The 18,910-nt window shown below is 63.9% G+C and carries 17 protein-coding genes; 7 read left to right on the top strand and 10 right to left on the bottom strand.

The annotated features are described in order from the left end of the window. Positions 1-25 precede the first annotated feature (25 nt). The gene (locus NKJ12_RS01150) at positions 26-835 is read right to left on the bottom strand and encodes a transglutaminase-like domain-containing protein (protein ID WP_254815869.1); all 810 of its coding nucleotides are present in this window, start codon (positions 833-835) and stop codon (positions 26-28) included. A gap of 215 nt (positions 836-1,050) precedes the next feature. Here NKJ12_RS01150 and NKJ12_RS01155 point away from each other — a divergent pair, with 215 nt between their 5' ends. Next, positions 1,051-1,176, top strand: a complete 126-nt coding sequence (locus NKJ12_RS01155) for a hypothetical protein (RefSeq protein WP_013528464.1) — start codon at positions 1,051-1,053, stop codon at positions 1,174-1,176. 179 nt (positions 1,177-1,355) lie between these two features. Here the strand turns inward: NKJ12_RS01155 and NKJ12_RS01160 are convergent, their stop codons facing one another. After that, entirely contained in the window at positions 1,356-1,784 is a 429-nt protein-coding gene (locus tag NKJ12_RS01160; RefSeq protein WP_352701007.1) for a DUF6481 family protein, read from the bottom strand. A gap of 229 nt (positions 1,785-2,013) precedes the next feature. Here NKJ12_RS01160 and NKJ12_RS01165 point away from each other — a divergent pair, with 229 nt between their 5' ends. The 3 genes from NKJ12_RS01165 (at position 2,014) to NKJ12_RS01175 (ending at position 5,525) form a co-directional block, all read left to right on the top strand. Beyond that, entirely contained in the window at positions 2,014-3,075 is a 1,062-nt protein-coding gene (locus NKJ12_RS01165; protein WP_352701008.1) for an LLM class flavin-dependent oxidoreductase, read from the top strand. A gap of 133 nt (positions 3,076-3,208) precedes the next feature. Continuing rightward, positions 3,209-4,369, top strand: coding sequence for an AI-2E family transporter (locus tag NKJ12_RS01170; RefSeq protein WP_352477022.1), 1,161 nt, complete (start codon positions 3,209-3,211; stop codon positions 4,367-4,369). Positions 4,370-4,523: 154 nt separating this feature from the next. After that, a complete protein-coding gene (locus tag NKJ12_RS01175) occupies positions 4,524-5,525 on the top strand; it encodes an LLM class flavin-dependent oxidoreductase (RefSeq protein ID WP_352701009.1) in 1,002 nt (333 codons plus the stop codon). 156 nt (positions 5,526-5,681) lie between these two features. On the opposite strand, the gene NKJ12_RS01180 is transcribed toward NKJ12_RS01175, so the two are convergent. Both NKJ12_RS01180 and NKJ12_RS01185 read right to left on the bottom strand, forming a co-directional pair. Beyond that, positions 5,682-6,305: a L,D-transpeptidase gene (locus NKJ12_RS01180; RefSeq protein ID WP_352449453.1), complete on the bottom strand. Its 624-nt coding sequence runs from the start codon at positions 6,303-6,305 to the stop codon at positions 5,682-5,684. Between the two features lie 253 nt (positions 6,306-6,558). Continuing rightward, positions 6,559-7,578, bottom strand: coding sequence for a LacI family DNA-binding transcriptional regulator (locus NKJ12_RS01185; RefSeq protein ID WP_352449454.1), 1,020 nt, complete (start codon positions 7,576-7,578; stop codon positions 6,559-6,561). Between the two features lie 217 nt (positions 7,579-7,795). Between NKJ12_RS01185 and NKJ12_RS01190 the strand changes: the two genes are divergently transcribed. Genes NKJ12_RS01190 through NKJ12_RS01200 form a run of 3 tightly spaced genes read left to right on the top strand, consistent with a single transcriptional unit; the run spans position 7,796 to position 11,651 of the window. Then, entirely contained in the window at positions 7,796-9,379 is a 1,584-nt protein-coding gene (locus tag NKJ12_RS01190; protein ID WP_352472367.1) for a sugar ABC transporter ATP-binding protein, read from the top strand. Beyond that, positions 9,376-10,689 (top strand): ABC transporter permease, encoded by a 1,314-nt coding sequence (locus NKJ12_RS01195; protein WP_023676963.1) that lies wholly within the window; start codon positions 9,376-9,378, stop codon positions 10,687-10,689. Before NKJ12_RS01190 ends, NKJ12_RS01195 begins: the two co-directional genes overlap by 4 nt. Then, entirely contained in the window at positions 10,686-11,651 is a 966-nt protein-coding gene (locus NKJ12_RS01200) for a substrate-binding domain-containing protein (RefSeq protein WP_352506038.1), read from the top strand. Before NKJ12_RS01195 ends, NKJ12_RS01200 begins: the two co-directional genes overlap by 4 nt. 68 nt (positions 11,652-11,719) lie before the next feature. Here the strand turns inward: NKJ12_RS01200 and NKJ12_RS01205 are convergent, their stop codons facing one another. The 6 genes from NKJ12_RS01205 to NKJ12_RS01230 are packed head-to-tail and all read right to left on the bottom strand — an operon-like array spanning position 11,720 to position 18,781. Continuing rightward, on the bottom strand, positions 11,720-12,181 hold the full coding sequence (locus tag NKJ12_RS01205) for a MarR family winged helix-turn-helix transcriptional regulator (protein WP_352701405.1): 462 nt from the start codon (positions 12,179-12,181) through the stop codon (positions 11,720-11,722). Continuing rightward, complete coding sequence (locus NKJ12_RS01210) at positions 12,178-12,762, bottom strand: amino acid synthesis family protein (protein ID WP_352539936.1); 585 nt, start codon at positions 12,760-12,762, stop codon at positions 12,178-12,180. The genes NKJ12_RS01205 and NKJ12_RS01210 overlap by 4 nt, the downstream gene beginning before the upstream one ends. Next, positions 12,755-13,630: a UPF0280 family protein gene (locus tag NKJ12_RS01215; protein WP_352701010.1), complete on the bottom strand. Its 876-nt coding sequence runs from the start codon at positions 13,628-13,630 to the stop codon at positions 12,755-12,757. Before NKJ12_RS01215 ends, NKJ12_RS01210 begins: the two co-directional genes overlap by 8 nt. Next, complete coding sequence (locus NKJ12_RS01220; RefSeq protein WP_352647835.1) at positions 13,627-15,171, bottom strand: 6-hydroxynicotinate reductase; 1,545 nt, start codon at positions 15,169-15,171, stop codon at positions 13,627-13,629. The genes NKJ12_RS01215 and NKJ12_RS01220 overlap by 4 nt, the downstream gene beginning before the upstream one ends. Then, entirely contained in the window at positions 15,168-17,921 is a 2,754-nt protein-coding gene (locus NKJ12_RS01225) for a molybdopterin-dependent oxidoreductase (RefSeq protein ID WP_352701011.1), read from the bottom strand. Before NKJ12_RS01225 ends, NKJ12_RS01220 begins: the two co-directional genes overlap by 4 nt. Further along, positions 17,921-18,781: an FAD binding domain-containing protein gene (locus tag NKJ12_RS01230; RefSeq protein ID WP_352701012.1), complete on the bottom strand. Its 861-nt coding sequence runs from the start codon at positions 18,779-18,781 to the stop codon at positions 17,921-17,923. Before NKJ12_RS01230 ends, NKJ12_RS01225 begins: the two co-directional genes overlap by 1 nt. Between the last annotated feature and the right edge of the window lie 129 nt (positions 18,782-18,910).

The raw sequence follows: 18,910 nt of genomic DNA on the forward strand, positions 1-18,910 counted from the left end.
CAGTTGTTCAAAAGGGCGGCGCGGGCTATTCCACGACCTCGTCCGTCCAGACCTTGAAGCCAGCCAGCGCGCCCGGCCCGAAAATGTGGGTCAGCGGCACATCAGCGGCATCGCGCCCGGAGGCAATCAGGATGCGGCCGATGCGCGGCGCATTGTTGCGCGGGTCGAACGCGTGCCAGCGGCCGCCGAGATAGACCTCCATCCAGGCGGCGAAATCCATGTCCGACCACGGCTTTGGCAGGCCGATGTCACTGATATAGCCGGTGCAGTAGCGGGTTGGAATATTCAGGGCGCGGCAGAAGGCAACAGCGAGGTGAGCAAAGTCGCGGCACACACCACTCTGCTCGCGATAGGCCTCGGCGGCGGTGCGCGTCGGCCGTGCATTGAAATAGTTGAAGACGATATGGTTATGGACGAAGTCGCAGACCGCCTGGACGCGCGGAATGCCGAGCGGGGTGCTGCCGAACAGCCGCCACGCTTCATTCGACAGCACGTCGCTCTCGCAATAACGGCTGGGCAGCAGGAACAGCAGCGTCTCCGACGGCAGATCGCGCACCTCGTGCTGCCACGCCGTCAGCTCGCGCGTCTCGAAGGAGCCGGGGTCGCGGATGACCGCGTCGGTGCCGAAGGCAAAGCGCCCGGCCGGCGCAACGAGACGGTTGCACCAATTGCCGAAACTGTCGCGGTAGCTCTCGATCGGCACCGGCGGGTTCGACGTCAGGAAGTCCGGCCGCTCAAGATCGGATGCGCGCGAATAATGGACATTTAGCATCGCGATCAGCGGTGTTTCCTGCGGGAAGTCGAAGCTCATCTGGCAACCGATGTGGATCCGCATTGTCGTCCTGACCGGCCTGCCTGATCATCAGCCGGCGAAACGCGAGGGCTGATGCTGCAGTGCGAAGAAGACCATGGCACGGACCGCTGCGGTTTACGAGGGAATTAGAAACCGGTTAACAGCCATCGGTCAGGGCGACTGCCCGGCAGCGGCCTCTTGCAGTCGAGCGTTTTCTCTTGTTTCACTTCGCCAGACGTCAACTGGAGGAACGAATCATGGCTAAGGGTGCGATGAAGGCAGGCAAGGAAGCCCGCAAGCCGAAGAAGGACGCGAAGAAACCAGCTCCGGCGCCGGCCCTGAAGGCACCGCCGGTGAAGGCGATGAAGCTGAAGGACAAGTAGGGCCGCAGCTACCGTTTCGGCTTATTTCGACCGGCCGCAAACGCGGCCGGTATGATTGTTCACTAAGCTCACGCGCATCCCCTATGGATGCGGCGAAGATAGATTTCGCGCATTTAAGAAATCGGCCGAAAGCCATCGAAACGGAGCGTTCCGATGGCTTGAATCAGTGCCGGAAGGCGTTATCGCGCGGAGAAGCCGGGCGGCGTCCTGCCGGTGCGCTGCTTGCGCGCGGCATAGCGGGCGTCACGCTTGGCCTTGCGTTCGGCCTCGTCGGCAAGAAAACGGGCGATGCGCTCGTTCTCTTCAGCTTCCCGGATCTTCGCTTCGGCCTGTGCGGCCTCTTCGGCGGCGATGCGTGCCGCTTCGGCGGCTGCCTCGCGCTCGGCCTTTTCGGCCGCTTCGCGCGCCAGCTTTTCCTGCTTCAGCCTGGCCTTTTCGGCCTCACGTATCGCGCGGGCCTCGAGGATCGCCTTGCGCTCGGCCTGTCGTGCCAGCACCGCTGGATCATCTGCCGCCGGCTTTGCCTTGAAGCGCTCCAGAAGCGCCTTCTTTGCCTCGTTCGCGGCATTGCGCCGCTCGAAAACGTCTTTTTCCCTATAGATAACCAAGTCCACTTCCCTGAAGTCAATTTGCGAGGCTTACATACGCGTGAAAACCGAGAGTTCAAGCGCCAAAACGGTATGCCAGCCATGAAATTCTGATCTGTTGCAGCCGGGAGACGCCATTTCGATTGAATTCGGCTGAAAGGCACCCGCACTGTTCACCATCCAGCCATCTGGCGGGGCGGCGGACTGATCGCTACCTGTAGCGCCAGGACAAACGCTGGGATGACACACTATGGAACTCGGTCTCTACACTTTCGCCGACGTCAGCCCGGAACCGGGTCCCGGTGCGATCGGTGCGCACGAGCGGCTGCGCAATTTGATCGAGGAGATCGAGCTCGCCGACCAGGTCGGGCTGGACGTCTTTGGTCTCGGCGAGCACCACCGTCCCGATTACGCTGCCTCCGCTCCGGTGGTGGCACTGGCGGCGGCCGCCGAACGAACCAGGCGCATAAGGCTGACCAGCGCTGTCACCGTGCTGTCGTCCGACGATCCGGTGCGCGTCTTCCAGCAGTTTGCCACCCTCGACCTTCTGTCCGGCGGCCGGGCGGAGATCATGGCCGGGCGCGGCTCGTTCATCGAGTCCTTTCCGCTGTTCGGCTACAATCTCGAAGATTATGACGAGCTCTTTGCCGAGAAGCTCGACCTGCTGCTCGCCATCCGCGATCATGTCAAGGTGACCTGGTCGGGCAGTCTGCGCGCTCCGATCAATGATCGCGGCGTCTATCCCCGGCCCTTGCAGGACAAATTGCCGATCTGGATCGCCGTCGGTGGAACACCGCAATCCGTCGCCCGCGCCGGCGTGCTCGGGTTGCCGCTGGCACTGGCGATCATCGGTGGCGAGCCGGCGCGGTTCGCACCGCTGTTCGACATCTACAGGGATGCAGCCCGACGCGCCGGCAACGATCCGACAAGCCTTGCCACCAGTCTTAACGTGCACGGCTTCATCGCCGAGACCACGGACCAGGCAGCCGACGATTTCTACGGGCCGCAGGCCGAGGTGCTGAACCGTATCGGCCGCGAGCGCGGCTGGGGGCCGACATCGCGGGCGCATTTCGACCAATCGCGCGGCCCAAACGGCGCGCTGTTCGTCGGCAATCCAGAACAGGTGGCCGAGAAGATCATTGCCCAGCACAGGATATTCGGCAACGACCGCTTCCTGCTGCAAATGGCGATCGGCACCATGCCGCACGCCAAGGTGATGAAGGCCATCGAACTCTACGGCACCAAGGTGGCGCCGATCGTGCGCCGGGAAACTGCGAGGGCCGTTCCCGCCGTGGCGGCGCCGGTTGCCTGATTCCCAGTCACCTGATTCATTGCCAAGGCCGCGAGGCGGCCTTGCCGGTGACGCCGGCTAACGGAACCTTGAAGCGACAGAGGCGTTTTCGCCAACGGTCTGCACCAATCGCGGTGTGCCGCCGAGGGTCAGAATGAAAGCCGAACCCGCCGCTTCGGGCGCAAGCGCTGCCGAAAGCCCGGATCCGCGCGTCGAGGCGCGGGCGGATGCGCATCTGATGCGTTCGCTGCTCGTCGGCATCTTCATCCTTATGGCGATCTACGCGCTTTACTTCGCCCGCGCCTTCTTCATGCCGGTCATTCTGGCTTTCCTGCTGGCGCTGACGCTGACGCCGATCGTTCGCTTCCTGCGCAAGCATGGCATGCCCGATGTCATTTCGGCGACACTGCTGGTGCTGCTTTCGTTCTGCCTCGTCGCCGTCGCGGGATATCTGCTCAGCGGCCCGGTCATCGACCTCATCAACAACACCTCGACGATCGGCCAGCAGCTTACCGAACGTCTGGCACAACTGCGCCGTCCGTTCGAACGGATCGTGGAGATTTCGCGCCAGATCGAGGGCCTGACACAGACATCCCAGGAGCCGGGCGTTCAGAGGGTGGCGATGGCGCCATCCGGTATTCTCTCGCAGGCCGCCGGCAATGTGCTGTCGGCTGGCGTCAGCGTTACCATCGTCTTCGTCCTGTCGCTGTTCCTGCTCGCGTCGGGCACGATGTTCTATGAAAAGATCGTCCAGTCCTTCCCCAGTCTCAGCGAAAAGAAGCGGGCGCTGCGCGTCGTCTACGACGTCGAACGTGAAATCTCGCATTATCTGCTTACCGTCACGGTCATCAATACATGTCTCGGCATTGTCATCGGGCTCGGCCTTTGGGCGCTCGGCGTGCCCAACGCGCAGGTCTGGGGCGCGGCAGCGGCTCTGCTCAATTTCCTGCCTTATATCGGGGCGCTGACCACCATCACACTGGTCACGATCATCGCGCTGATCAGCTTCGACACGATTTCCTACGCGCTGCTGGCGCCGGCCTTCGTCCTTATGTGCGATGTTGTCGAAGGCCAGTTCGTGACGCCGACGGTGGTCGGCCGCCGTCTCGAGATCAACGCAGTGGCGATCCTCATCGCCATCGCCTTCTGGTCGTGGCTGTGGGGTTTCGTCGGCGCGTTGCTGGCGGTGCCGCTGCTGGTCGTCATCAAGGTGTTCTGCGATCATTTCGACGGCCTTAGTCATGTCGGCAATTTCCTCGCGGCGCAGCATACGGCGGTGATCGAGGACGAAGAAATTCACGAGGCGAAAAAGTAGCGGCTTAAGGGTCAAAAGCGTCCCCCGATTGGGGCGGATCACGACCTTGCATCGGTCGCACGTCCGTTGTGCCGCAGTGCTCAATCAACATTTTGAATTTGCCGCCTCGGCAACGGCTTCCTACATCCGTTCGGCCCACAGGAAACCCGCGCCGATGACCGCTCTTTCCGTTCTCGACCTGTCGCCGATCGTCGAAGGCAGCAACGCTTCGCAGTCACTCGCCAATTCGCTCGATCTCGCCCGCCATGCCGAGCGGCTGGATTACCGGCGCTATTGGCTGGCAGAGCATCACAACATGCCGGGCATCGCCAGCGCCGCCACCTCGGTGGTCATCGCCCATGTGGCCGGCGGCACCAAGACGATACGCGTCGGCGCCGGCGGCATCATGCTGCCCAATCATTCGCCGCTGGTCATCGCCGAGCAATTCGGCACGCTCAACGCTCTGCATCCTGGTCGCATCGATCTCGGCCTCGGGCGGGCGCCCGGCACCGACATGGCCACGGCACGGGCGCTGCGCCGCAACCTCGATGCTGGCGCCGACAATTTCCCGCAGGACGTCGTCGAGCTGAAGGGTTACTTCCAGCCGGCCGAAGACGGCCAACGCATCCGCGCGGTGCCCGGCGAAGGCGAAAAGGTGCCGATCTGGATTCTCGGCTCCAGCCTCTACGGCGCGCAGCTTGCCGCCATGCTCGGCCTGCCCTACGCCTTCGCTTCGCATTTTGCGCCGGCCGAGCTCAACCATGCGCTGGAGATCTACCGCTCGCGTTTCCAGCCTTCGGAGCAGCTCGACAAGCCCTACGTGATGCTCGGCCTCAACGTCTTCGCCGCTCCTTCCGATGCCGAGGCGCGGCTGCTGTTCACCTCGCTGCAGCAGGCCTTCGTCAATCTGCGCACCGGCCGGCCCGGCCGATTGCCGCCGCCGGTCGAAGGATATGAGCGCGACCTCGATCCAATGGCCAAGACCATGCTCGGCCAAGCGCTTTCCTGCGCCGTCGTCGGCTCCCCGGAAACGGTCAGGCAAGGCATCGAGGCGTTTGTGCGCCGCACAGGGGCCGACGAGCTGATGGTCACAGCGCAGATTTTCGACCATGCGGCGCGGGTGCGCTCGTTCGAGATCCTGGCCGACGCTCACAACTCGCTGTCGGAAGCTGCCTGAGAGTTGGTTCGCCACTTGCCACTGTTGCGGGCAAGGCCGGCCTTAGGCAGGGAACATCGCGAACAGGTGTGCGAAGACATAGCGAACATTTCGCGCGTTTTACGCGGAGGTTTTCGATCCGTCATGCTCGTCCGTTAGCGGGAAACGCGGCGTCCACTAAATGACGATCACCTTGGTGCCGATTGTGGCGCGGTCATAGAGATCGATGATGTCCTGGTTCATGAGGCGAATGCAGCCCGCCGACACAGCTTTGCCGATGGACCACCATTCAGGGCTACCGTGCAGGCGATATCCAGTGTCACCTTCCTCGTTAAAGAGATAGAGCGCCCGCGCCCCGAGCGGGTTCATGAGTCCGCCCTCCATATGGGCCGGTATGATGCGGCCTCGCTTCTGCTCGCGCACGATCATCGCAGACGGCGCGCTCCAATCCGGCCATTCGCGCTTCCTCGCAACGTGAGCAGTGCCATGCCACTCGAAGCCCGCCTTGCCGACGCCGATTCCGTAGCGCAGCGCCTGACCGTCTCCCAACACGTAGTAGAGGAACTTCGCTCCTGTATCGACAATGATGGTGCCCGGCGCCTCTTCAGTCGCATAAGGCACTGTCTGCCGATGGAACTTTTGGTCGACCTTGTAGATCGGAACCGGCGGAACGCGGAAACCGGCGTCGGTGAGGCCGCCATAGGCCGAGGGGAAAGTCTTTAATGCGCCGCCGGTGGTGCAGCCGAAGAATGCGACCATCCCAGCAAGTACCAGCCCGATTAGGATCGATTTCACGCGCATGACTCAAGCCGGCGCCCGTGTGGGCGATCAGCCGCATCTCGTCATATTCCTAAACCGACATGCTTCGATTGCCAAGATTTTCCTGACTGTCGGCTGGCTGATTGTTGGCCACTTGGCTCGATCGGCGCCGCGTCTTTCAATTGCTCGGTTTTCGAAAGACGAACGCCCGTAGTGGCTGCGAAGGCCCGGGGTCGGCAGGACAGGGGAGCGCTGTCCGTCCGGCATTGCAAGGTTTCTGAACAGAGCCCAAGCGCTACGCGCTGACGCTCTGCGCAGTTGCACCTAGCGGACGGCATGAATTGCGGATCATCAAGCGTCCCTTGAGCGTCAGCTTGCGCGGCGGCGCATCCCTGTTTCCGGCGAGCCGGTCGAGCAGCAGATTGGCCGCCTGTTCGCCAATCGCCTGCACCGGCTGTGCGACCGTGGTCAATTGCGGCCGGAACACATCCGACCACGGAAAGTCGTCGAAGCAGGCGACCGAAATATCCTCCGGACAGGACAGGCCGATATCGCGAATGGCCTTCATCGTGCCGATCACCATCGGGTTGTTGGCCGAAAAGATGGCGCTCGGCCGGTCGTGCAGCGAAAGCAGCTGCATGGTGGCGTTGTAGCCGTCGACTTCATGGAAGTTGCCGAAGCGGACGAGTTCGGCCTCGGCCGGCAGGCCGGCGGCCTGGAGGGCCTCGCGGTATCCCGCCATGCGGTCATGCATCGGCGAGATATCGAACGAGCCGGAGATGTAGCCGATGCGCCGATGGCCGAGATCGATCAGGTAGGTGATGGCGTCGAACACCGCGCGCTGGTTGTCGAGAACGACGGCATCGGTGTCGACACCCTGGCAAACACGGTCGAGCAGCACGACCGGCACGTTGGCGTCGTCGACAATCCGTTTGAGGATCGCGCCGTCGCCGACACGCGCGACGATCAGTCCGTCGACCATGCGGTCGAGCAGCAGTCTGATCTGGTCGTCCTGCGTGTTCAGGTGCTCGTCGGTGCAGCACAGCATGACGGCGTAGCCGGCCCTGTCGAAAGCCTGCTGGATGACCGAAACCACGTCGGTGAAGAACGGGTTGGTGATGTGGGGGACGGTGAGCCCGATGGTGCGTGTGGTGCCCATCTTCAGGCTGCGGGCAATGGCGTTGCGCTTGTAGCCGATGTCGCGGATCGCCTGTTCGATGCGCTGGCTGAGCTCGGGGCTGACGGTCGCGGTGCCGTTGATCAGCGCCGACACGGTGGCCACGGAAACACGCGCGGCCTCGGCCACGTGAAGCATGGTCGGAGCAGTGAATTTGCGCTGCTTTTTTCGTCCTGACGCTGTCATTTTCGAAACGTTTCACCACTCCACGGTAGCAATACGTACGGAATCTTATGATTTTGCGCAAGAATTGAAATGGAACAATCTCAGGCTCCAGATATTGCCTTGACATGATCGAAACGTTTAGATTAGCGTTTGAGGTGTTCGGTGACGACGGAGGGAGGCCGTCCTTATCATGCAGCACGGCAATTCCATCCCTGCGCAAGGCGTTGTGGCGGACGGCTCGGCGATCGTGCTGAGCGCCGAGCACATCTCCAAGTCCTTCGGCGGTATCGCCGCGCTTGTCGATGTCGGCTTCGAACTGCGGCGCGGCGAGGTCCATGCGCTGATGGGCGAGAACGGCGCCGGCAAGTCGACGCTGATGAAGATCCTGTCCGGCGTCTATACGGACTATAACGGAACGGTCAGTATCGATGGCCATCCGGTGCGCTTTGCCGGCGTCCGCGAAGCCGAGCGCGCCGGCATCGCCATCATCCACCAGGAGCTGAACCTCGTTCCCGAACTTAGCGTCGCCGACAATATCTTTCTCGGCCGCGAGAAGCTGATCGCCGGGCTGATCGTCGACCGCAAGGCGAGCAGCCGCGCTGCCGGCGCGCTCTTGCAAAGGCTCGGCATCGAGCTCGACCCGGATGCGCGCGTCGGTGCCTTGCGCGTCGGCGAACAGCAGCTGGTCGAGATCGCCAAGGCGCTGTCGATGTCGGCGCGCATTCTGATCATGGACGAGCCGACCTCGGCGCTTTCGCCGGCCGAATGCCAGCGGCTGTTCCGCATCATCCGCCAGCTCGCCGACAGCGGCGTGGCGATCGTCTACATTTCGCACCGCATCGACGAGGTCATGCATCTGGCCAGCCGCGTCACCGTGTTTCGCGATGGACGCCACGTCCTGACGCGGGTGATGGACAAGCTCGACGAAGACGCCATAATTTCGGCGATGGTCGGGCGAAACCTGCTTGCTTCCTCCCAGGAGCACCGCATCCCCGGTGGCAACACGGTCCTGTCCGTAAGCGAGCTGTCGTTGTCGAAGCCCAATCGCCATGGTTGGCGCACCGTGCTCGACGGCGTCAGCTTCGATCTTGCCGCAGGAGAAATCCTCGGTATCGGCGGGCTGCTGGGCTCGGGCCGTACCGAAATCCTGGAAACCATCTTCGGGTCCAGCGGCGGACGTGCCGGCGGTGAGATCAGGCTCGATGGCGAGGCAGTAGAAATCCGTTCGCCGCGCGATGCGCGCCGGCTCGGCATCGCCCTGGTCACGGAAGACCGCAAGACGCAAGGCCTGCATCTCGAGGCCTCGATCACCGACAATGTCGCGCTGCCGCTGGTCGGCGCGCTGGCGCGGTTCGGCGTGCGCTCGCTGGCCGGTGAGCAAGGGCTGGCACGGGACGCCGTCAAGGCGCTCGGCATTCGCTGCGAGACCGTCGAGCAGCCGGCCGGCACGCTGTCCGGCGGCAACCAGCAGAAGGTCGTCATCGGCAAATGGCTAGCGACGAGGCCGCGGGTGCTGCTGCTCGACGAGCCGACACGCGGCATCGATGTCGGTGCCAAGCGGGAAATCTACGATCTCATCTTCAAGCTGGCGCGAGACGGGCTGGCGATCGCCGTCATCAGCTCGGAATTGCCGGAACTGCTGCATCTTTCCGACCGTATCCTCGTCATGGCCGACGGCCGCCAGACGGGAATCCTGTCCCGCGCGCAAGCCAGCGAGGAGGCCATCATGCGGCTTGCGGCGCCGCGACGGACGATGACGAGGCCTGCCGCATGAGCATTTTGCATATCCTGTCCCGGACGAAGCTCTATTGGGGCCTGATCGCCATCTTCCTGATCGGCGTGCTCGGCTCGCCGATCAGCTCCAAGGGCAACAACATCTTCCTGTCCTACGGCAACCTGCTCGACGTGCTGCGCCAGGTGTCGACCACCGGGCTGATTGCCACCGGCATGACTGCGGTGATCATCACCGGCGGTATCGACCTTTCCGTCGGCTCGCTGATGGCTATCTGCACGGTCGTCTGTGCCATGCTGCTGACGGTCCCCGGCGTGACGCCGGCGGTGGTGCTGGGGGTGCCGACAGTTGCCCTGGCAGCCCTTTGCCTCGGCATTCTCGTCACTCGTTTCATCCTGCTGAACATCGAAAAATCCCGCGCCGGCGCGCAGGCCACGCACGACATCAGGTTGGACAGCGTTCGCGGGCTGGTGACACCCGGCATTGTCGGGGTGATCCTGTGCAGTCTGGTGCTGTGGTTCCTGCTGCCGCAGGTGGGCTCAAAATTCGGCGTGCTCGGCGTGCTGCTGGTGGCGCCTTGTGTCGGCCTGCTGTTCGGCGCGCTCAACGGCTTCATCATCGTCGCCGGGCGGCTGCAGCCCTTCATCGTGACGCTGGCGATGATGGTCACTGCGCTCGGCATCGCCCGGCTGACAGCCGGCCAGAACAATGCGGTGCTGCCGGTCTACACCGGCTCGAATGCCACCGCCGATTTCGAAATGCTGCGCTCGCTGGTATTCGGTGTGATCCCGATGCCGGGCCTGTTCTTCCTCGGCGCCATCCTGATCTACGGCGCTGTGCTGCGCTTCACCCCGTTCGGCCGCTATGTCTATGCGATCGGCGGCAATGAGGAGGCGGCGCGGCTGTCGGGCATCGCCGCAGGCCGCGTGAAGATCGCCACCTATGCCGTGTCAGGGCTGCTGGCCGGCATCGCGGCGGTGCTCTATGTCGCGCAGTACCGGCAAGGCAAGCCGGACGCCGGCGCCGGGCTGGAGCTCGACGCGATTGCCGCCGTGGTCATCGGCGGCACCAGCCTGATGGGCGGACGCGGCAGCCTCACCGGGACGTTCTGCGGCGTGCTGATCTTCGGGCTGCTCTCCAACATCCTGCAGCTGCACAACATCAATTCGAACCTTCAGCTGGTGCTGAAGGGGATGATCATCATCGGTACCGTGCTCGTACAGGAGCGCAGTGCCGGTGATCTTCTCTTCTATCTGCGACTGCCCGGCGGGCAAGCGCACAAGGAAACGGCCGCGGCAAAGCGGCCGTCGCAAGAGACCGCGTCTCTGAATATTGGAGGAAACAAGAAATGAAACGACGTGAATTGTTGAAGCTCGCCGGGCTGACAGCGGCACTCCTGACCACGACCGCCATGCTTGGCGGCGGCGCCCATGCGCAGGACAAGAAGTGGAAGATCGGCTTCTCGCAGGTGACGACCATCGAACCCTGGCGCGCCCAGTTCAACAAGGACATCCTGGCCGAAGCGGCCAAGCATCCGGAAGTCGAGCTGATCATCACCGACGGCGAGGACAAGACCGAGAAGCAGGTCGCCGATGTCGAAAACCTTATCCGTCAGGAGGTCGATGCGCTCTTGGTATCACCGAAAGAATCCGCCGGCCTGACCGGTGTCGTGCAGCAGGCGATCGATGCCAAGATCCCGGTCTTCGTGCTCGACCGCAACGTCGAAACCAACGACTACACGCAGTTCGTCGGCGGCGACAACAAGCTGATCGGCCGGGCTGCCGGTGAATATGCCGTCGAGCTGCTTGGCGGCAAGGGCAAGGCCGCCGGCAACGTTGTCGAGATCTGGGGCGGCATGGGCACCCAGCCGGCACACGACCGCCATGACGGTTTCCATGAATTCACCGACAAGGAGCCGGGCATAAAATACCTGCTCGACCAGCAGTCGGGCGACTGGAAGCAGGACCAGGCCTACAACATCATGGCGACGGCGTTGCGCAACAACGAGAAAATCGATCTTGTCTACGGCCACAATGATCCGATGGCCTATGGCGCCTATCTTGCCGCCAAGGACGTCGGACGTGAGAAGGACATCAAGTTCATCGGCATCGACGGCCTGCCCAATGAAGGCGTGCAGCTGGTCGCCAATGGCGAGCTGACGGCGACGTTCACTTATGTGACGCCGGGCGCCGAAGGGCTGCGGCAGGCGATCAAGTTCCTGAACGGGGAGAAAGTGGAAAAGACCATCACCCTGCCGACGGAGAAGATCACCAAGGAAAATGCCGCCCAGATCCTGAAGGACAACGGCCTCTGAGACGAGGCTTTCCTGCCGGGCGTTCAGCGCCCGGCAGGAACAACAACCAAGCGCCGGCAGGCAGCAGATTAAGCCAGCTTGGCCAGCAGCTTCATGAAAATGGCCGCTTCCTTGGCAGAAAGCGGCGCCAGCGTTTCCTGCGTAATCTCACGGGCAAGCGGGATCAGCCGCTCGATCGCGTCGCGCCCCTCAGCGGTCAGATTGACCAGCAGGCGCCGTTTGTCGACTTCGTGTTTGCTAAGTTCGACAAAGCCACGCGCTCTCAGCCGGTCGATGACGCCCTTCACGGTCGCCGCATCCATGGCGATCAGGCTGCCAAGCTGGTTCTGCGAGGTCTCGCCGACGTCGCGCAATTTGGCCAAAGCGGCAAATTGCGGCGGCGTCAGATCGGCGATGTGTGCGGCGAAGATCGAGACATGGCGCTGATGCGCCTTGCGCAGAATGAAGCCGACCTGCTCCTGCAAGCGATAGTCGTTTTCGTCAGGCTCCTCGGCCTCGACCAGCTTGAGCAGATTGTCCTCGGCGCTCACCGCAGCCCATCCCATGCCTTAATGTCCTTGGCCGCCAGCCCACCCATGCGGTCGTGCACGCGCGGGCCGCAGGTCATGGCGAGGCAAAACAGGATCTCGTCGGGACGGGGGCCATCGCTGATGCCGATTTCCATGGCATCGAAATGGCTGCGCACATAGGCGGCGTTGATGTGGCCGAGCGGCACATCGAGCCGCGCGCCGAAGCCGCCGACCTTCTTCGCCGAGGGCACGATCGCCTTGGCGTCGCCGAGCCGTTCGCGCATGGCATAGCCGCCCGGCACATGCCACAGCGCGCCATGCTCCAACTCGCCCGCCATGCCGACGATGGCGCCCTTGCCGTAACCGTCGATCTGTTTGACGTCGCCGCCCAATGCGGCAATAAGCCTGTCGGAGAGCAGCAGCCCGAGCGGCTTCAAATCCTCCATGGCGCTCTGCAGTTCCTCGACGTAATGGCCGGCGAACGGGTTCTTGACCACAGCCATGGCCGCCGCGCGGCGCCGCGGCACCTTCGCCACCGGCCCGCCTTCGTGAAAAATCTCTTCGGTCAGCACGGCGATCTTGCGGATCGGAAACTCAGGCATGAGCAATTTCCCTCTCTAAAACTTTATTGGCGAGCGCCATCGGACCTGCGATGCGCGCCTGACCGCCGAGGAAAAGTGCCGCGGCGGCAATCAGGCCGCGCCGCCGAAACTCCTCGGCAACGGCAAATCCGCCTTCCAGCGCAATAGCGATTTCAGCGGCGGAAAGCAGCCCCACGCCCTGCGTCACCAAACGGTCGCCGAGGTCGCTGTCAGGTGCGAGATCGCGCGCCCGTACGCGCCTAACGGCCGGATGACCGGGCAGGTCGACGGCGTTGGCGATCAAGGTCGCGGCGGCATCGGCTTCAGCACCCGTTCGCGCCAGCACCGTGACCGCGTCGGCGATGCCCAGCGAAAAGGAGCGGCCGCGCCAGCCGCTTGTCGCGACGCCGCGGATCCCGTCTTCGGCGCGGATCGTGAGACGATCTGCCAACCCATGACCTGTCCCGGCAATGGCAAGCGTCATCGACTGCCCGTTGCCGAGATGGATCGCGCTGTCGCCGCCATTGTTGACATAGGCGCGCTCGAGCCGGCGGCCGGCAAGCAGCGCGCCAAGCACTTCGTCGGCTACCGAGCCGGCGACGGCCGCCATCGGTGTAATGAATTGTTTCGCTAGCGGAACGACCGCCGCTTCCATGCGGCGCGCCGTCGGGCCAGCGAAAGCACGTGGCCGCGAGCTGGCCGGGCGCCGCAGTTCGGGCAACTCTTCGACCAGTTCAACCAGGATTGTCTGGAAGCGCGCCACTGCCTGATGATATGCGGCGCTGCATTCACTCGCCTCGCCGAAGGCCTCGACGATCAGGTCGATCGGCCCATGATTGAGGTGAAGCCTCCGGCCGTCCTCGAGCCAATGCGCCTGCGGGCCGTTCATCGCCCGGCCCCGTTTGCGGCCGCGCGACGCAACTGAGCCAGCGGCGGCCAGGGATTGTCCAGGGGTGCGGCCGTGCCGCGGCGCGGATTGAGATATTCGCCGCCCTTGGCCAGGATATCGTCGACGCTGCGGATTTCGGCTTCGTAGCCGCCAAGCCTGACATAATCGTCGCGGCGCATGGTGAACTCGATCGGCGCCACCAGCGCCGGCGTTGGCACATAGCCGAAGGCGCCTTCCGGCACGCGGGTGACGTCGACCATCAGCGTGATGCCGCCGCCCGGCCAGACATAGACCGGCGCGCCGCCGACCGTCACATAGGTCTTGAGGCCCTGCACCGAGCGGGTCAGATTGACCGGGTTCTCGGTGACGCCGGCGCGCAGCGACCCGCCGGCGCCGCCGACGAAAAGCACGGTGCAGAGCGCCGGCTCGCAATTGTCCTCAATCAGTTCGACCGACTTCCGCAGCCGCTCCGGGAACGGTTTCTGCACAGGCTTCAATTCGTCGTCGAGCTCGTAATAGGCGAATTGCTCGCCGGTGGTCGAGACCATCAGCAGGGACATGCCGGGGCGCGCACCCTTTTTGGCGTTCCATTCACCAAGGATCGACAGCGGGTCGGAAATACTGGTGCCGCCCCAGCCGAGGCCGGGCTCCGACACCTTGAAATAACGGCCCGGCGTCGAACGGCGGCCGATGATCTTGATGCCGGTATCCTGCCAGCCAAGCACCTTGCCGGCCTGATGCTCGGAGACGACGCCGGTGATATGGTCGTCGACAACCACCACCTCGTCGACAAGGCCACGCCACTGGGTGGCGAACATGCCGATGGTGGCCGAACCGCAGCCGACACGCATGCGCTGCTCGAGCTTGCCGTCGATGACCGGCGGCTTGCCGGCTTCGACGATGACGGTGGCGCCGCCGTCGATGACGAGCTCGACCGGTTTGCGGTTGCACAGGGCGAGCATGGCGTCACAGGTGGCGCGCCCTTCAGCCTTCGAGCCGCCGGTCAAATGATGTACGCCGCCCAGCGACAGCATCTGCGAGCCGTATTCGCCGGTGGTGACATGGCCGATCGCCTCGCCTTGGGCACGGACCGTCGCCGTTTCGGGGCCGATATGACGATCGGTGTCGATCTTCACCTTGACGCCGCAATAGGAGAAGATGCCCTCGGTGACGACGGTGACCAGATCGACGCCCTCGACCTCCTGGCTGACGATGAAAGGCGCCGGCTTGTAATCGGGATAGGTGGTGCCGGCGCCGATGGCGGTGACGAAGCGGCGGCCGGTGTTGACCAGTTCGCCGTCCCATGCCTCGCCTTCCTCGGCAAAGGGTACGATTGCGGCGCCGGTCTCGGCCGCGTGGTCGAGGATGGTCAGCGGATCCATCCGCACGATCCTGCCTCCAACATTGCCGTAGCGATCGCAGGCGCCAGTGCGGCCATCGGCGATGTAGCACATGACCGGACAGGCATCGCAGCGGATCTTCTCGGCCACCAGCTTCTCGCCGGGATCATGTGTCTCGAAACGTTCGGCAAGCTCGCTCATCGGCACGCCTCCTTGTCGAGGATGGCGGCGCGGATGCGGGTCGGCGTCGCCGGAATTTTGGTGACCAGCACACCTGTTGCATGGCGGATGGCGTTGAGGATCGCCGGCGCCGTCGGGATCAGCACATGCTCGCCCAAGCCCTTGGCTCCGAACGGTCCTTCCGGATCCGGAACTTCTATCAGGATGGTCTCGATCGGCGGCACGTCGCCGATCGTCGGGATCAGATAGTCGTGCAGGTTTTCGGTGCGGCCGGGGATATACTCTTCCATCAGCGCCATGCCGATGCCCTGGGCGATGCCACCCTCAATCTGGCCCTCGGCAAGCAAGGGATTGATGGCCTTGCCGACATCGTGGGCGGCGGTGATTTTTATCAGCTTCACGGTGCCGAGCTTGAGGTCGACCTCCAGTTCGGCGATCTGAGCGCCATAACCATAGACGGCGTAAGGCTTGCCCTGACCTTTGGCATCGAGCGGCTGCGTCGGCGGGTCGTAGCTTTCCTCGGCCCGGAAGACAAAACCTTCGGCGTCTGCCTTCAGCGAGGAAAGATCAATGCGGCGCGTCGCTTCGCCTTCCCTGATGCTCAGACTTGTGCCGTCCAGCGCAATCGCCGCCTTTTGCGAGACATTGGCGAAACGCAAGATCTCTTCGCGCAAGGCGCGGCCGGCCTTTTCGGCGGCCTTGCCGGTGACGAAAGTCTGGCGCGAGGCCGAGGTCTTGCCGGCGTCGGGGGTGATCGCCGTATCGGCGCCTTTCAGCCGCAACTTCTCCAATGGCAGACCCAACGCGTCGGCGCAGATCTGCGCGATGACGGTGTTGGAGCCTTGCCCGATATCGACCGCCCCCTGATGCAGGACGACTTCGCCCGATATCGAGATGCCGACCTTGATGGTCGACGGATTGGGCAGCGAGGTGTTGCCGCAGCCGTACCAGCAAGAAGCGATGCCGACGCCGCGTTTTTTGATGCTGCTACCGGCATTGAACGCTTCGGCATCGCGAACGGCACGCTGCCAATGTGAACGGAGGGCCTCCAGGCAGTCGGCAATGCCGACGCCCGACTCAAGCCGCTGCCCGGTAACTGTTTCGGATCCGTTCCGAAGGCAGTTCTTCAGGCGAAAGTCGAGCCGATCCATGCCGAGCTTGTCGGCCAGCTCGTCATAGAGGGTCTCCTGCATGATCGTCGCCTGCGGCACGCCGAAACCGCGAAAGGCGCCGGCAATCGGGCCGTTGGTGTGGATGGCACGGCCTTCGGCGCGATAGTTCGGCGTAGCATAGGGGCCGGAGGCGTGCACCGGCACGCGGTTGGCGACCGTCGGCCCCCAGCTGGCATAGGCGCCGGTGTTGAAATCGCCGGCGAAGATCATGCCGGTGACACGGCCGTCGGCATCGGCGCCGATGCTCGCTCTCATCAGGGCCGGATGGCGCTTGGTGGTCGAGATCATCGATTCGGTGCGGCTGTAGGCGAGCGCCGCCGGCCGGCCGGTTTTCATGGCGACGAGGCCGATGAGCGGTTGCAGGGAGACGTCGAGCTTCGAGCCGAAGCCGCCGCCGGTCGCGGTCGGCACGATGCGCACCTTTTCCGGGGTAAGGCCGAGCACTTTTGCCGTGTCGTCACGGTCCATATAGGGCGCCTGCGTGCAGGCGACGACGACCAGCGTGTCGTCGTCCATGAAGGCATAGCCGGCTTCCGGTTCGATATAGGCGTGCTCGACATAGGAGGTGTCGATGGCGCCAGAAACGACGAAAGCCGCACCGGCAAGCGCGGCTTCGGGGTCGCCACGCTCGACAAAGCCGGAGGTGAGCAGGTTCGCGGGCCGGTTTTCATGGACCAGTGGCGCGCCGCCGGCCTGCGCTTCGCCAGTTTCCAGAAAATGCGGCAACTCGGTCCAACTGACAGGGAAATCGGCCAGGTCGAGATCGAGGATAGCCTCGCGTTCGCCGGCAACCAGCGCCACCGCCTCGCCGCGAAAGCGCGAAACCCCTTCGGCGAGCGCCGGCTGGTCGGCGAAGGGCGCGATGACGCCGAAACAATTCTTTCCCGGAATGTCGGCGGCGGTGAAGACGCCGGCGATGCCGGGACGGGATTTCACCCAGCTGCCGAGATCGCCGAAGCTGAAGGCGGCATGATAGTGCGGTGAGCGGACCACCAGCACCCACAGCGCATCGGCGGGGAAGGAATCGCCGCCGAATTTTTCGCTGCCAGTGACTTTCGGCACGCCATCGAGGCGGATCGGGGAGGAGCCGACGGCGTGGCCAGAGGATGGCATGCGCTGATCGAGACCGCCGTCGTGGTGCCAAGCATCCATCACCGCCGCGACGATCTTGCGGTAGCCGGTGCAGCGGCAGAGTACACCGCCGAGCGCATCCTGCGTTTCAGCCTCGCTCGGGTAAGGCGTCCTGTCCAGGAGTGCCGTTGCGGCGACCAGCAGGCCGGGCGTGCAGGCGCCGCACTGTGCTGCGCCATGGCTGAGAAACGAGGCCTGCAGTGCCGACAGCCTGCCATTGCCGAGACCTTCGACGGTCGTCACGACGGTGCCGGAGGCGGAAGCAGCGGGCATCAGGCAGGCGCAGACCGGCTCGCCGTCGACCAGCACCGTGCAGGCGCCGCAATCGCCGGCATCACAGCCGATCTTGGTGCCGGTCAGCCGCAGCTCGTCGCGCAACACCGCGGACAGCCGCCGCACCGGCGGCACGCAAACGCTGACGGCGGCGCCATTGACCTCGAAGGCGATGTCGGTGCGCTCTATCCCCATCAGGCCGCCGCCCTTTCGCCAAGGATTGCGCCCACAGCACCAAGCACGGCGCGGACGACGATCTCGCGCGCGGCATCCAGCCGATATTCGGCGCTGCCGCGCACGTCGCCGATCGGCGACAGCTCGTCCATCGGCGCGGATTGGATCGCAGTGGCCAGCGCGGGGCCGACGGGCAGGCCGTGCAGCGCCGCCTCGACGCCCGCCAGGCGCCTGGCGACGACCGAGCAGGACCCGACGGCGACGGCCGCTTTCCTGACAATACCATCTTCGACGGCCAGGCGTGCGGCAGCCATGGCGATGGAGATGACGAGATAACGCCGCGCGCCGAGTTTCACGAAGGCGGAGCCGCCGGCGGTCGCAGGTTTGGGAATACGGATTGCCGTCACCATTTCGCCGGACTGCAGAGCGGTGCGACGGTTACCAAGAATGAACTTTGCAAGGGGCAAATGCCGAGTCGCGACCGAGGAACGCAGTTCGACTTCGGCATCGAGCACCAGCAGCGCCGGCACACCGTCGGCGGCCGGCGAGGCATTGCAGAGATTGCCGGCTATCGAGGCAACGTTCTGGATCTGCACCGAGCCAACTTCCCGCGCCGCCTGCTTCAGCGCGTCGAAGGCCGCCGGCAGTGGATGACGGACGAGATCGGTCCAGGCGGTGCGGGCGCCAATGAGCCAATGGTTCTCGGCTTCGGCAATGCCGCGCAATGCCGCCAGGCCATTGATGTCGAGGACATTGTCGCGGAAAGGCTTGCTGCCTTGAGCCGGATAGAAATCGGTACCACCGGCAAGGATGCGCCATTGCCCTTCGCCCAGCAACGCGAGGGCGTCGTCGACCGTGGTGGGTTTTGCGTAACGGATCACGCTTTGCCTTCCCAGAATGGGCTTCCCGAGAGGGGATCCTGCCGAAAGACCTTCCCGAGCATTCAAGGCAGGAAATTCATTCGTATGCAAATGATATCAAGCCGGCAGGAATTGTCAAAGCCAGAGTTT

The organism is Mesorhizobium sp. M0195, from assembly GCF_040322115.1.
Classification (GTDB): domain Bacteria; phylum Pseudomonadota; class Alphaproteobacteria; order Rhizobiales; family Rhizobiaceae; genus Mesorhizobium.

Excerpts from the sequence above, each read along its gene's own strand:
- NKJ12_RS01185 (WP_352449454.1), bottom strand. The coding sequence starts at position 7,578 with ATGCTTCACGTGGCCGAGGCCGCGCGTGTTTCCGTGGCCACCGTGTCG.
- NKJ12_RS01190 (WP_352472367.1), top strand. The coding sequence starts at position 7,796 with ATGCAGCACGGCAATTCCATCCCTGCGCAAGGCGTTGTGGCGGACGGC.
- NKJ12_RS01195 (WP_023676963.1), top strand. The coding sequence starts at position 9,376 with ATGAGCATTTTGCATATCCTGTCCCGGACGAAGCTCTATTGGGGCCTG.
- NKJ12_RS01165 (WP_352701008.1), top strand. The coding sequence starts at position 2,014 with ATGGAACTCGGTCTCTACACTTTCGCCGACGTCAGCCCGGAACCGGGT.
- NKJ12_RS01175 (WP_352701009.1), top strand. The coding sequence starts at position 4,524 with ATGACCGCTCTTTCCGTTCTCGACCTGTCGCCGATCGTCGAAGGCAGC.
- NKJ12_RS01150 (WP_254815869.1), bottom strand. The coding sequence starts at position 835 with ATGCGGATCCACATCGGTTGCCAGATGAGCTTCGACTTCCCGCAGGAA.
- NKJ12_RS01220 (WP_352647835.1), bottom strand. The coding sequence starts at position 15,171 with ATGAGCGAGCTTGCCGAACGTTTCGAGACACATGATCCCGGCGAGAAG.
- NKJ12_RS01215 (WP_352701010.1), bottom strand. The coding sequence starts at position 13,630 with ATGAACGGCCCGCAGGCGCATTGGCTCGAGGACGGCCGGAGGCTTCAC.
- NKJ12_RS01170 (WP_352477022.1), top strand. The coding sequence starts at position 3,209 with ATGAAAGCCGAACCCGCCGCTTCGGGCGCAAGCGCTGCCGAAAGCCCG.
- NKJ12_RS01200 (WP_352506038.1), top strand. The coding sequence starts at position 10,686 with ATGAAACGACGTGAATTGTTGAAGCTCGCCGGGCTGACAGCGGCACTC.
- NKJ12_RS01210 (WP_352539936.1), bottom strand. The coding sequence starts at position 12,762 with ATGCCTGAGTTTCCGATCCGCAAGATCGCCGTGCTGACCGAAGAGATT.
- NKJ12_RS01155 (WP_013528464.1), top strand. The coding sequence starts at position 1,051 with ATGGCTAAGGGTGCGATGAAGGCAGGCAAGGAAGCCCGCAAGCCGAAG.
- NKJ12_RS01225 (WP_352701011.1), bottom strand. The coding sequence starts at position 17,921 with ATGGGGATAGAGCGCACCGACATCGCCTTCGAGGTCAATGGCGCCGCC.
- NKJ12_RS01180 (WP_352449453.1), bottom strand. The coding sequence starts at position 6,305 with ATGCGCGTGAAATCGATCCTAATCGGGCTGGTACTTGCTGGGATGGTC.